This is a genomic window from Methyloceanibacter sp. (assembly GCF_050999895.1).
Lineage (GTDB): Bacteria > Pseudomonadota > Alphaproteobacteria > Rhizobiales > Methyloligellaceae > Methyloceanibacter.
Genome location: NZ_JBPCOU010000059.1, coordinates 1 through 12,401 on the forward strand (window position 1 = coordinate 1; position 12,401 = coordinate 12,401).

The window sequence follows — 12,401 nt, forward strand, 5'->3', positions numbered from 1 at the left end:
GTCATTGCCATTCTGAATCTGATTTGGATGCCGTTTGTCGCCTTTTACGGCATTGCCGTGCCGGACTCCGTGCTGACGCTTCCCGTGCTCGCGACCTTTGTCGTGATGCTGGTGCATTTCATGGTGCTCTACCGCACCCGGGTGCAGGCGCCAATCTTCGCCTCGCTCGGTGCTGCGGTTTCTGCCATGTCGCTTCAGCTTTCGGTGGGGCGCGCCGTGGCCGAGGGCCTCGTCAAAGACAACCTACCCTTCGTGCGCACCGCCAAGGGCGGCGGGCTGGCACAATGGGCGGAAAGCTTCCCGGCCTTTTGGGAGGGCGTGCTTGGCATGGCGCTGCTCATCGGCTCGCTCACTCTCGCCTACACCAACGATCAGGCGGTACGCGAAGTCTCGATCTTCAGCGCGGTCATGCTGGTGCAGAGCCTTCCCTTCCTTGCGGCGGTCGGCATCGCCCTCTTTGAACGGTCGTCTCTTAACGAGTTCTCGACGTGGCGCCGGCTCGGCGCGCGCTTCGTGCAAATCCCGCGGCTCCCCACCGGCACCGCACCGACCGGAGGCCCGACTGCCGGGGGCGGGATTGGGGCCGTTCAGGTCACTGCAAGTCCTGAGCTTTAGAGGCTGCATCATTCGAGAGGGAGGCGGCGCAGGCGCAGCGCGTTGCTGACCACCGATACGGAGGAAAGGCTCATTGCCGCGGCGGCGATGATGGGCGACAGCAATATTCCGAATACGGGGTAGAGCACGCCTGCGGCGAGCGGCACGCCGAGCGCGTTATAGACAAACGCAAAGAAAAGATTCTGCTTGATGTTGCGCATGGTGGCGCGGGCAAGCTCCACGCCCCGCGCTACGCCGCGAAGATCCCCCTTCAGCAATGTCAGTCCGGCACTTTCCATCGCGACGTCCGCGCCGGTCCCCATGGCAATGCCGACGTCGGCTTTGGCGAGTGCGGGCGCGTCGTTGATGCCGTCGCCGGCCATGGCAACGGTCGCGCCCTTGCTTTGCAGATCTTCGATGAGCTTGAGCTTCTCTTCGGGCTTTAGCCCGGCCCGGACCTCATCAATGCCGAGCCGCCGCGCGACGGCCTGCGCCGTCGTGGCGTTGTCGCCGGTGGCCATGACAATCCGTAGGCCCTGGGCGTGGAGCTTGGCGATGGCCTCTTCCGCCGAGGCCTTGATGGTGTCGGCGACGGCAACGAAGCCGGCGAGCTTGCTATCCACGCCGAGGAACATCACCGTCTCGCCCTCCGCCCGTCTTGCTTCGGCTTCCTTCTCCAGAGGCGCAACGTCGATCCCGGTGTCCCGCATCAGACGTGCATTGCCAAGCGCCACTTTGCGTGCGCCGACACGCCCGGTCACGCCGGCCCCCGTGACGGCCTCGAAGTCTTCGGCCTTGGCGTAATCCAGGTCGCGGCTCTCGGCGCCGCGTAGGATCGCGTCGGCCAAGGGATGTTCGCTGCCGGCCTCCAGCGCAGCGGCAAGCCGAAGCACCTCGTTCTTGTCAAAGCCCGACGCGATTTCCACGCCGGCGAGCTTCGGCTTGCCTTCGGTCAACGTGCCGGTCTTGTCCACGACGAGAGTGTCGACCGCGGCGAGGCGCTCCAACGCGGCTGCGTTGCGAACGAGCACGCCGCTTTGCGCGCCACGACCGGTGGCCACCATGATGGAGATCGGCGTCGCAAGGCCAAGAGCGCAGGGGCAGGCGATGATAAGAACGCTCACGGCTGCGACGAGCGCGTAAGCAAGCTGGGGCGCGGGGCCGAACATATACCAGGCGATGAAGGCGATCACGGCAACCGCGATCACCGCGGGCACGAAATAGCCCGACACCGTGTCGGCGAGGCGCTGGATCGGCGCACGGGACCGTTGCGCGTCCGCGACCATGGCCACGACTTGCGCAAGCGTGGTTGCCGCGCCGGTCCGGTCGACGCGCATGTCGAAGCTCCCGTTGCCGTTGAGCGTGCCGCCGGTGACGCGATCGCCCGCCACCTTCTCGACCGGCACGGGCTCGCCCGTGAGCATGGATTCATCGACGGCGCTGCGCCCGCTGAGGACGGTCCCGTCGATGGGGATCTTGTCGCCGGGGCGTACCCTCAAAATGTCGCCGACCTGCACGGAGGCGAGCGGCACCGTTTCCGTCTTGGTATCCGCGCCAACCCGCAAGGCGGTCTTCGGCGCAAGATCGAGCAGGGCGCGGATGGCGCCGCCGGTGCGTTCGCGCGCGCGTAGTTCCAGCACCTGTCCCAGCAGGACGAGCGCGACAATGACCGCCGCCGCCTCGTAGTAGACGGGCACCAGGCCGTGCGCATCGCGCATGGCGGCCGGGAAGAGGTCGGGCGCGAGCGTCGCGATGAGGCTGTAGAGAAAGGCAGCCCCGGTACCGAGCGCGATCAGGGTGAACATGTTGAGGTGCCCTGTGCGCAGCGATTGAAATCCCCGTTGGAAGAAGGGCCAGCCCGACCACAGCACGGCAGGAATGGCGAGGGCGAGCTTCAGCCATTGCTGTGCATGAGGCGTTAGGAAGGGCAGGAGATCGATGCCGAAGGCATGGCTCCCCATGTCGAGCGCCGCGAGGACAAGCGCGAGCGGCGACGCCACCGCGAGGCGGCGGGTAAAGTCTGTGAGTTCGGGATTGTCGGTGTCCTCCGGCAGCACGCCCATGGGCTGGAGCGCCATGCCGCAGATGGGACAAGGACCCGGTCCCTCCTGCACGATCTGCGGATGCATGGGGCAGGTATAGAGCGTGCCCTGCGGCAGCGGTTCCGGGTCGCCCCTGCTATCGAGATAGCGGCCGGGGTCCTTGGCGAATTTGATGCGGCAACCGTCCGAGCAGAAATAGTAAGTGTGCCCGGCGTGATCGAACGTGGGCTTTCCGGCATGGGTGTCGACGGTCATCCCGCAAACGGGGTCGGTCGCCATGTGGGTCTCGATACGGTTCACGCGCAAGCCTCCGCTGGTCGCGGCTGGGTTATGACCGCGCCGCCACTCTCACCGCAACCTCGTTGCGGCGCAGGAAGGGAATCGTGAAGGGCGGATCGTAGAGCTGGGTGAACGGCTCGCCTTGCGGCTCCCAGCGCGAGCTTCGCAAGCCCGCCAGCAATTCGGCCTTTCGGCTCTCAAACGCGTCTTGTCCCCAGCGACCGGTGAAGCGCAGCACGGCGAGGGTTTCCGCCGGAACCTCGGCTAGCTTGACCCTCTTGTCGTTCGGCTCAGGCGCGTTTGCAGGCATGATCTCGGGGGGCAGGTAGAAGCGCATGGTCATCTCACCGCTTCCCGTGGCCTCGGTGGCGACAGGCGCGGTCATGGCGATTTGCCGGCCTTGATCCATCGCGACGGGCGCGGTCATGGCAATGTCCCGCTTCTGCGTGTTGCCGCCGAAGATGTATTTCGCCAGGATGGAAAAGGCCTGATTCATTGCTCTGTCGCGGTCGCCCCTGACCGTGGTTTCGGCACCGAAGCGAGCGCCGTAGCGCCTGATCTCGGTCTTGCCAACTCGATCGACGACTTCGTAGGGCGATTCCTCGGCGGTCCGGACCCCGAACACCGACACCGCAGAGTCGACAAGCTAACTTAGTCCCATACGACCTCCAGGGAGAAGGATCGCTGCCAGCACGCCGGCAACGACCACGCCTCCAACAATCACCAAAATCGGCTTTCGCGCCATTGTCACCGCGTGCCCGGACTGAAAGGTTACATTCGACCGAGTCGGCCGGGGCGCCTCCGTCCACACTATATGGGCGCCACAGGTCGCCGGCGGGAGGGGGGAAAGCCATGCGACGGGAAACGGTTTTGCTTGTTGCGGCCTTTGTTTTAGCGGCCGGGGTAGGGCTCAGCCTTTGCTATCTCGTCTGGGGGTGGCCGATCAATTGGTATGTGGCCGATGTCGCGAAACTCGGGCCTGGGCCCGAGAACGATCTCATCCGCTATGGCCGCGATCTCATCGTCGAGACGCCCCGTCACATCGGCAAGACCGCGTCCGAGCCGGCCCTACGCTTCGCCGGCAACGATCTCGCCTGCCAGAGCTACCATCTGAATGCCGGGCTACAGCCTTTCGCGGCGCCCTTCGTCTCCACCTTCGCCACGTTTCCCATGATGGTCGACGATCAGGTGCTTACCCTCACCGAGCGCATCAACGGCTGCATGCTCCGCAGTATGAACGGCAAGAAATTGCCTTCGGATAGCCGCGAGATGAATGCGCTGATCGCTTATTTGAAATTCGTCGGGCAGGGCACGCCGGAAGGCGTGCGCGTCGCCGGCATGGGCTCTTGCCCCTGCCGCAGGCGAAACAGAGCCCAGACAACACGCGGGAGGAGGTTGTGTACGCACAACTCTGCGCGAGCTGTCACAAGGCGGACGGGCAGGGCGCGCGCCGTGCAGGGGGCGGGGGAGGCTACGAGATCCCGCCGCTGTGGGCCGACGAGACTCGTTGAACGCGGGAGCGGGAATGAGCAAGCTCGCTTATGCCGCGGCCTATATCCACGCCAACATGCCTTTCGGCGTCAATTACGAGGCGCCCGTGCTCTAGGTGCAGCAGGCTTGGGATGTCGCGGCCTATATGATCTCAAAGCCGCGACCCCCTGCGCCGCCCGATGCCGGTTCGGATTTACGTTAATCACCGCCTCGGATTGACGCCAGCGCTCCGCTTGCCTCCTGAAGCTATCTGCGCCATCTGTTGGCTATGGTAACGCCTGCAACTACACGTTCTGAGGTCGCCGCGCCGTCGCACAAATTCTGCGTCGCGCCGATGATGGAGTGGACCGATCGCCACTGCCGCTACTTTCTGCGGCTGATCTCGCGTCACGCGATGCTTTACACCGAGATGGTGACCGCGGACGCGGTCCTCTACGGGGACCGCGAGCGCGTCCTCGGCTGCGACCCCGCCGAACGGCCGGTTGCATCGCAGCTCGGCGGCTGCGACCCGGCGAAGCTCGCGAAAGCCGCGCGGATCGGCGCGGACTACGGCTATGACGAGATCAATCTCAATATCGGCTGTCCGTCCGACCGGGTTCAGTCAGGGCGCTTCGGCGCGTGCCTCATGGCCGAGCCTGCGCTTGTCGCCGCCTGCGTCGCGGCGATGCGCGCTGAGGTCACGATCCCTGTCACGGTGAAATGCCGCATTGGCATCGACGATCAAGACGCTGAGGAAAGCCTCGACCGCTTTATCGACACCGTGGCGGCGGCGGGATGTCAGACCTTCGTCGTACATGCGCGCAAGGCTTGGCTCAAAGGCCTGAGCCCGAAAGAGAATAGGGACGTGCCACCGCTCGACTACGGCCGGGTCTATCGGCTGAAGGCGCGGCTGCCGGATATTGAGATCATTCTGAATGGGGGCATCGAGTCGCTCGGCGCGGCAGAGCAGCATTTGCCCCATGTCGATGGCGTGATGCTCGGCCGCGCGGCCTATGCCGATCCCTATCTTCTCGCGGAGGTCGATCGCGATGTTTTCGGCGCGGACACAACGCCGCCGTCGCGGCTCGACGTGCTCGACCGCTTTACGCCTTACGTTGAGTCCGAGCTTGCCCGCGGTGCGCGTCTCAACCAAATGACGCGGCACATCCTGGGTCTCTTCCACGGCCAGCCGCGCGCGCGAGCCTTTCGCCGGTATCTTGCCGAGAACGCTCATCGCGATGGCGCGGGCTTGGAGGTGCTTCGGGCCGCGCGCGCCGTCGTCGCCGGCGAGGGCCGCGTCGCGATTGCCGCTGAATAGTTGAGAAGCCCTCTAGACCGACCAATTTCGTCATGCCGGGCAACCCGGGGTCTTAGCGACCGACTCTGTGCCCGGCTACGACGAATTCCGTTGTCTCAATCCGCGAAAGGGCTGGCTGCTCAGCCCGATTGGCTTGACGGCTTTCTTCGCTCGACCAAAGCGAGCAGCCCGGGGAGGTCGAGGAAGCGCGCAGTCTGCCTGCAATAGTCGCGATAGGGCGGGCCATAGAGCTGTTTGAGCCAGTCTTCTTCAACCAGCGCCATCATGACATAGACTCCGACCATCACGGTAGACAGGGCAATCGTGAGCAGCGAGTTGGCGCCATGGACAGGCCGACAAGTCCAATGATCGACGCCGTATATTGCGGATTGCGGCTGAAGCGGTAGAGGCCGCCCGTCACGAGCCCGTCGGCTCCGCAATAGGTGTTGCCGAGCCCAAGATTGAAATAACCGCAGACAGTGATGAAGAGGCCGATCAGGCCGAGCGGCAATCCGGGGATGAAGCGGGTCCAATCGAGCAAGGGCGTGCTGTTCCAGTCAAGCGCGGCGAAGACGAAGGTCAAGATCATTCCGCCGCGGAACAAGCTCCAAAAAGTAAGGCTCTGCCAGCTTCCAGGTTCGGGCGTGGGCCAGATGCGGAAGGGCGGGCGAGGAGGGTACGAAGGAGCAGAAGGTTGAGAGCGGCCCCTGCAACAAGACCAGCGATGAAGGCGGAATAGGTCATGGCGTCTGGCCTAAAGAGCAGATTCTCTTTTCAAATTTGCGACAGTGGGCTGACAGTTCTGTTGCGTTGCTGACGCCCACGCACGCGTGCTTCTGCGTGGCGTAATGGCCCCGCTTGTTGCGGGCTCCCTCAGATCTCGAGCAAGATCCGCGCTCTAGATTTTCTGATTGTAGGCGCCGACTTCTGGGTGCTTGGCGAGCTCCGCGTCGATCTCGGCGAAGATCGCGCGCATGTTCGCTTCCGAGGTCGGGCTTTCCACCACGACAACAAGCTCTGGCTTGTTGGACGAAGCGCGAACCAAGCCCCACGTGCCGTCGTCGAGCACGATGCGGATGCCGTTTACGGTGATCAGCTCGCGAATTTTTTGGCCAGCCAAGTCGCCCCCATTGGCGGTGAGTGTCTCGAAGTGATTGACGACGCGATCGACCACGCCGTATTTCAACTCGTCGTCGCAATGCGGCGACATCGTCGGTGATTGCCACGTTTTTTGCAGGGCCCGCTCGAGTTCCGCGAGCGATTTGCCCGGATTGCGGTCGAGCATGTCCAGCACCGCGATGCCGGAAACGAGCCCGTCGTCATAGCCTCGGCCGATAGGAGGGTTGAAAAAGTAATGGCCGGATTTCTCAAAGCCGACGAGCGCCCCGGTCTCGTGACTATAGCGCTTGATGTAGGAGTGTCCGGTTTTCCAGTAGAGCGTCTTCGCACCGTTCGCCTTCAGCACGGGGTCGGTGAGGAAGAGGCCGGTGGATTTCACGTCGGCGACGAAAATCGCGTCTTTGTGTTGGTCGGAGAGGTCCCGCGCCAGCATGACGCCGACCTTGTCGGCGAAGATGGCATTGCCGTCGTTATCGACGACGCCGCACCGATCGCCATCCCCGTCGAAGGCGAGACCGAGATCGGCGCCGTTTTCGAGGACCGCATCTCGGGTCGCGTCGAGCATCGCGATGTCTTCGGGATTGGGGTTATGGGCGGGGAAGGTGTGGTCGAGCTCGCAATTGAGCGGGATCACCTCGCAGCCAAGCTCGGCGAGAATGCGCGGGGCGAAGGCCGCCGCGGTTCCATTGCCGCAGGACACGACAACTTTCAGGTGGCGCTTTAGTTTCGGCCGGGCGACGAGATCGGCGATGTAACGCTCCGCCATGTCGGGAACATAGAAATATCGCCCACCCTCGGGCGGCTGCGGGAAACGCGCGTTGAGAACGATCTCTTTCAGCGCGGTCATCTCCTCCGGCGCGAAGGTGAGGGGACGCTGCATGCCCATCTTGATTCCGGTCCAGCCATTGTCGTTGTGGCTCGCCGTCACCATTGCGACGCCTTCAACTTCGAGATTGAACTGTGCGAAATAGGCCATGGGGGAAAGAGCGAGGCCGATATCGTGGACCTCGGCGCCGCCGGCCAGCAGTCCCGTCATGAACGCGGCCTTGATCGCTGCGGAATAGGAACGGTAGTCGTGGCCGACGATGACGCGCACGGGGACGCCCTGCTCGCGCATCAGCGTCGCCAGCCCCAGCCCGACCATCTCCATGCCGAGCAGGTTGATCTCCTCGGGGTACCGCCAGCGCGCATCGTATTCGCGGAAGCCGGTGGTTTTGACGAAGGGCAGGCGCTCGAATTCGACGGTGTTGGGGACGAGATCTTGGCGTGGCTTCGGAAACATGCTGGCCTTTGTTAGTTGATATCCGCCGGTTAACCAACGGCAACCATGCGTCATAGTTCCACCGCGGACGCGCCTCTCCGACGTAGGCGCGCCGTTCTCAAGCCGCAAGCGGGTTGCAATGGCAAACCCGATGCGTGCAGGAAATGATCCTCGTCGTCGCGAAATGCGTTTCTGGTCGTGGGTATTGCGAATGAGAAAAGTCATAAGGCTGGCGCTGGGCGGCATTTTCATCGGCGTTTGTGTTCTCGCCTTGAAATACGCGGCCTATCTGCTCACCGGCAGCATCGCGCTCTATTCCGACGCGCTGGAGAGCATCGTCAACGTGGCCACGGCCACCGCCGCCTTCTTCGCCGTGCGGCTGAGCGCCATGCCTCCGGATGCCAACCATCATTACGGACATTACAAGGCGGAATATTTGTCGGCGGTTGTCGAAGGCGTTTTGATCGTCGTCGCCGCGCTTCTGATCCTGCGTAAGGCTTATCTCGGCTATCTGGATCCCCAGCCGATCGACGCGCCGGAGATTGGACTGGCCATCAATGCTACGGCGAGCGCGATTAATGGCGTTTGGTGTTGGGTTCTGTTCCGTCAGGGCCGGCAGCGGCGCTCGCCCGCGCTCCTTGCCGATGCCAGACATCTCCTCACCGACGTCATTACCTCTGCTGGCGTATTGGTGGGCGTGGTCCTCGTCGTCGTCACTGGCTGGGCCGTGCTCGATTCCGCCATCGCCGCGCTCGTTGCGTTGCACATTCTCTGGGCGGGCTGGAAGCTCGTGCGGGAATCGATCGGAGGGCTGATGGACGAAGCGGTCCCCGACGAGACGCTTGCGAAGCTTCGTCAGGCCATTTCAGACAACGCGGAGGGCGCGATCGAGGCGCACGATTTGAGGACGCGGCAGGCGGGTCGCCTGACCTTCGTCCAGTTTCACCTGGTCGTGGCAGGCAGCATCAGCGTCGCGGAGTCGCATCGGATCTGCGACCGGATCGAGGATGCTCTCAAGGTGGAGGTCCCCGATGCCATCGTCACCATTCATGTCGAGCCGGAACACAAGGCGAAGCATCCGGGCGGCGTACCGGTCGTTTAGACCATCATTGAACATCTATTGGATCGCTTTTGAACCGCAATGGACCGCAATTGGACGGCTATTGGACGAGGATCAGTTCGCGTCCTGAAAGCTCGAACCGCGTAAGCCGCGCAAGGAAGCTCATGCCGAGGAGATTGGTGGCCAGCGCCCCGCGTTCCGCGACCGCGGCCGGGACATCGCGCAAGGTGATGTCACCGACGCGCAGGCGTTCCAAGGTTACTGGCGCCACGCGGGAGATGCCATTGGCGGTCTGCACCCTTGCCGAGAAATCGAGGCTCTGCGGGGAAAGTCCCACTTTGGCGGCGTCCTCGTAAGTGAGCACCACCACGGTCGCACCGGTATCCGCCATGAGCGTCACGGGGCGCTCGTTGATGGCGGCATTCGAACACGAAGTGTCCGCGTTCATCCGCCGTGAGCGGCACCTCGCCCCCGAAACCCGACGGGCTGCCGCTCTGTTTCACGTCGTTGGTGAACATCGCGATCGGGGGCGCGCCGTCCGTGTCGAGTCCAAGCGCTCCGCGCAATCGCTGTAAAAGTAGACGAGCGAGAGCACGCCGAGCGCCACGGCGCCCCAGATCGCCAGTTCCCGGAGGGTATTTCGCGCCGTCGCGCCCATCGATAAAATATTGTCTGTTCGTGTGATAGTCGTGACCGTTGCGACTTTGAATCAGCTTCGCAAGGTCAGAAAGTCGCCGGTAAACTCATAAGAACGAAGGCGGCTTAAGAAACTCATACCGAGCAGGCTCTGGTGCAGGGCGCCTTTCTTGGCGACGAGGGCGGTGACATTGCGTTTCTCGACAGGACCGATAGTGACCTTGTCGAGCCGGACCCGCGCCGCATAGGTGCGACCGTTCGCGGTCATGACGGCCGCGTTATAGGAGAGCTTGCTCGTGTCGATGCCGGCGTCGGCGGCGTCCTCCAGGCGGAGCACGATGCTGGATGCGCCGGTGTCCACCACCATGGTGATCGGCTTCCCGTTGACGCCGACCTTTGCCGCGAAGTGGCCGTCCAGACGCTTGCGAATCCGGATTTCGACGCCATTTGCGCCTTCCTCGATATTCATCGCGCTGCCCGGGAGGATCTCGCCCGCAACGCGTCCGGCGATCGGCATCAGATCGTCGCGATAAGCGTAGACGGTGATCAGTCCGAGGCCGACGGCGAGCCACGTCACCGCATCGCGGAACATCGGGCCGGCGCGTCCGCCATATTGTGCAAGGAGGCCGCCGCTCAGATAGACGAGCAGGGCGAGGCCGGCCGCGGCATAGCCGAACGTCCAGCTATCGATCCCCGCCACGGCGCCGTCACCGCTCGCCACGAGCAGCATGGCCGCAAGCGCCAGAATGAAAAGTGCAAGCCAGCTGGTCACGGGATCAACCTTTCGCGGCTTCCGCCGTCTCCAGTCGCGCGGGCAAGCGAGCCATGATCTTGCGGCGTTCCGGCGCGCTCATCATACCCCAGCGGGAAATCTCGTCGATCGTGCGGCCGCAGCCCACGCATAAGCCTGAATCGGAATCGATCAGGCAGATATTGACGCAAGGAGTCTCCAAGGCGGGGAACTCTAACTCGGCTGAGGATGTAGCCGCTATGTAGGGTCTGTGGCCGCGGGGGGCAATCCGGCGGTACGCCGATGTTGCAGGCAGTAGAGCCGGCGAACGCTTCGCTAACGCCGCGCCCGGTTTTGCGCGGCCATGTGCGCCTTTTCTTCCTGGATTTCGTCAAGCTCTGCGAGGCGGGGCAGGGCCTCCATCACGCGTTTGCGCGGGAAGCTAACGATGACTTCGGTGCCGTAGCGCAGCTTGCTTTTCAGGTCGAAGGCGCCGTCATGAAGTTCCGTCAGGCCTTTGGTTATGGGCAGGCCGAGGCCCGTGCCGCCTTCCGCCGTTTGGTGTGCGAGCGAGCCTTGGCCAAAGCTTCGCAGCACGCGGGGGATTTCGTCCTCGGGAATGCCGGGTCCGTTGTCCTTGACGCTCAAATACTGGCCGCCACGGGGGTTCCGCCCGATCGTGAGGATAATGATGCCTCCGGACGGCGTGAACTTGATCGCGTTGGAGAGAAGGTTGAGGCAGATCTGCCGAATGGCGCGCTCGTCGGCCCAAAGCTGGGGCAGGTTGGGCTCCAAGCTCTCGATGATCTTGAGGCCCTTATTCTCGGCCCGAAGCCGCATCAGCCGGTGGCAGTCTTCCACGACGTCGGCAAGCGTCACCGGGCCTTCGTTCAGCTCATAGCGGCCCGCCTCAATGCGGCTGATGTCGAGAATCTCGTTGATGAGATTGAGGAGGTGCTGGCCGCTCTGATGGATGTCGCCCGCATATTCCTTGTAGGTGGGGTTGCTATGCGGTCCGAGAATCTCCGCGCGCATGATTTCGGAGAAGCCGAGGATAGCGTTCAGCGGCGTGCGCAGCTCATGGCTCATGGTGGCGAGAAAGCGCGACTTCGCGAGATTCGCCTCCTCGGCGCGTAGCCTTGCCTCGTCGGAGATAGCCTTGGCCTGTTCGAGTTCGGCGATCAGCGCGTCTTTTTCCGCGCGGAACTCCAGCATTGCGACCACGGTGTTGTTTAGGCCGTTCATCAGCCAGATGAAGTAGATATGCACGCCGATCGCCATGGCCGCCATGGCCCAATAGAAGGGCGTGCCGAGCAGGGCGAAGCGAATGACGATCGCCACCGTCATCGGCAGCGTTCCGGCGTAGATGATGGGCATCACCGTCGAGGCGAACAGCATGCGCATCGAAATGACGACGAGAACAGACGCGAAGATGAACGTGTGCGCCGCCTCACCCTGAGTGTCGACGCTGATGAAGGCGATGCTCGCCCAGCAGACCCCATAAAGGAATTCCGCAGCCGTGATCTTGGCGCGCCAAACTGGTGTCGCGGAATCTTCGCGCGGGGCGTTCGCGAATTGGCGGCAAAGGGCGAGTACGATACCCTTGGAGACGAAGACCGTTGCGAGCCAAGCCAAGAGTTGCTGCGGGGGTGCCCAAAACATCGTGCCCACGGCGACAATGACGGCAAGTAGAGGCGTCGTGACGGCGGCCGAGAGTTCGTTGCGCACGAACATCATCAGGAGTTCGTATTCGAACTCGGGCCTGAAGCCGGACCTGGAAGTAAGCTTTTCGCGCGCGTCCTGAACGCTGCGGTACGAACGCCGTTTGCTGTTAACCGCTGCCGACGACTCTCTTTGAGCCTCGGCTGACGCCACCCCTGTCATGCTGACCACGCCCGCGATTACTGCACCAC

11 protein-coding genes and 1 pseudogene are annotated in these 12,401 nt (G+C 63.3%); 3 read left to right on the forward strand and 9 right to left on the reverse strand.

Annotated elements, in window-relative coordinates; translation table 11 throughout:
• Positions 1 to 615: pseudogene (locus ACR2J1_RS06315) on the forward strand (glycosyl transferase family 2); the annotation flags it as partial.
• Positions 616 to 623: 8 nt separating this feature from the next.
• Here ACR2J1_RS06315 and ACR2J1_RS06320 read toward each other — a convergent pair.
• Complete coding sequence (locus tag ACR2J1_RS06320) at positions 624 to 2,915, reverse strand: heavy metal translocating P-type ATPase (protein ID WP_434018542.1); 2,292 nt, start codon at positions 2,913 to 2,915, stop codon at positions 624 to 626.
• 49 nt (positions 2,916 to 2,964) lie between these two features.
• A complete protein-coding gene (locus ACR2J1_RS06325; RefSeq protein WP_434018491.1) occupies positions 2,965 to 3,546 on the reverse strand; it encodes an SOUL family heme-binding protein in 582 nt (193 codons plus the stop codon).
• Positions 3,547 to 4,674: 1,128 nt separating this feature from the next.
• On the opposite strand from ACR2J1_RS06325, the gene dusA reads away from it, so the two are divergent.
• A complete protein-coding gene (gene dusA / locus ACR2J1_RS06330) occupies positions 4,675 to 5,703 on the forward strand; it encodes a tRNA dihydrouridine(20/20a) synthase DusA (protein ID WP_434018492.1) in 1,029 nt (342 codons plus the stop codon).
• A 119-nt stretch (positions 5,704 to 5,822) separates the two neighbouring features.
• Here the strand turns inward: dusA and ACR2J1_RS06335 are convergent, their stop codons facing one another.
• The 3 genes from ACR2J1_RS06335 to ACR2J1_RS06345 form a co-directional block, all read right to left on the reverse strand.
• A complete protein-coding gene (locus tag ACR2J1_RS06335; protein ID WP_434018493.1) occupies positions 5,823 to 5,969 on the reverse strand; it encodes a hypothetical protein in 147 nt (48 codons plus the stop codon).
• Between the two features lie 17 nt (positions 5,970 to 5,986).
• A complete protein-coding gene (locus tag ACR2J1_RS06340; protein WP_434018494.1) occupies positions 5,987 to 6,265 on the reverse strand; it encodes a methyltransferase in 279 nt (92 codons plus the stop codon).
• A gap of 315 nt (positions 6,266 to 6,580) precedes the next feature.
• Complete coding sequence (locus ACR2J1_RS06345; RefSeq protein WP_434018495.1) at positions 6,581 to 8,083, reverse strand: phosphomannomutase/phosphoglucomutase; 1,503 nt, start codon at positions 8,081 to 8,083, stop codon at positions 6,581 to 6,583.
• A 190-nt stretch (positions 8,084 to 8,273) separates the two neighbouring features.
• Between ACR2J1_RS06345 and ACR2J1_RS06350 the strand changes: the two genes are divergently transcribed.
• On the forward strand, positions 8,274 to 9,164 hold the full coding sequence (locus ACR2J1_RS06350) for a cation diffusion facilitator family transporter (protein ID WP_434018496.1): 891 nt from the start codon (positions 8,274 to 8,276) through the stop codon (positions 9,162 to 9,164).
• Between the two features lie 58 nt (positions 9,165 to 9,222).
• On the opposite strand, the gene ACR2J1_RS06355 is transcribed toward ACR2J1_RS06350, so the two are convergent.
• The 4 genes from ACR2J1_RS06355 to ACR2J1_RS06370 all read right to left on the reverse strand — a co-directional run bounded on the left by ACR2J1_RS06355 (position 9,223) and on the right by ACR2J1_RS06370 (position 12,225).
• Positions 9,223 to 9,570: a retropepsin-like aspartic protease family protein gene (locus ACR2J1_RS06355; RefSeq protein ID WP_434018497.1), complete on the reverse strand. Its 348-nt coding sequence runs from the start codon at positions 9,568 to 9,570 to the stop codon at positions 9,223 to 9,225.
• A 261-nt stretch (positions 9,571 to 9,831) separates the two neighbouring features.
• Positions 9,832 to 10,530: a retropepsin-like aspartic protease family protein gene (locus ACR2J1_RS06360; protein ID WP_434018498.1), complete on the reverse strand. Its 699-nt coding sequence runs from the start codon at positions 10,528 to 10,530 to the stop codon at positions 9,832 to 9,834.
• A gap of 4 nt (positions 10,531 to 10,534) precedes the next feature.
• Positions 10,535 to 10,711: a DUF1289 domain-containing protein gene (locus ACR2J1_RS06365; RefSeq protein WP_434018499.1), complete on the reverse strand. Its 177-nt coding sequence runs from the start codon at positions 10,709 to 10,711 to the stop codon at positions 10,535 to 10,537.
• A 113-nt stretch (positions 10,712 to 10,824) separates the two neighbouring features.
• Entirely contained in the window at positions 10,825 to 12,225 is a 1,401-nt protein-coding gene (locus ACR2J1_RS06370; protein WP_434018500.1) for a sensor histidine kinase, read from the reverse strand.
• Between the last annotated feature and the right edge of the window lie 176 nt (positions 12,226 to 12,401).

Bases quoted from the DNA above. Each gene is read 5' to 3' on its own strand.
- ACR2J1_RS06345 (WP_434018495.1), bottom strand. From the start codon at position 8,083: ATGTTTCCGAAGCCACGCCAAGATCTCGTCCCCAACACCGTCGAATTC.
- ACR2J1_RS06320 (WP_434018542.1), bottom strand. From the start codon at position 2,915: ATGGCGACCGACCCCGTTTGCGGGATGACCGTCGACACCCATGCCGGA.
- ACR2J1_RS06335 (WP_434018493.1), bottom strand. From the start codon at position 5,969: ATGATGGCGCTGGTTGAAGAAGACTGGCTCAAACAGCTCTATGGCCCG.
- ACR2J1_RS06355 (WP_434018497.1), bottom strand. From the start codon at position 9,570: ATGAACGCGGACACTTCGTGTTCGAATGCCGCCATCAACGAGCGCCCC.
- dusA (WP_434018492.1), top strand. From the start codon at position 4,675: ATGGTAACGCCTGCAACTACACGTTCTGAGGTCGCCGCGCCGTCGCAC.
- ACR2J1_RS06350 (WP_434018496.1), top strand. From the start codon at position 8,274: ATGAGAAAAGTCATAAGGCTGGCGCTGGGCGGCATTTTCATCGGCGTT.
- ACR2J1_RS06370 (WP_434018500.1), bottom strand. From the start codon at position 12,225: ATGATGTTCGTGCGCAACGAACTCTCGGCCGCCGTCACGACGCCTCTA.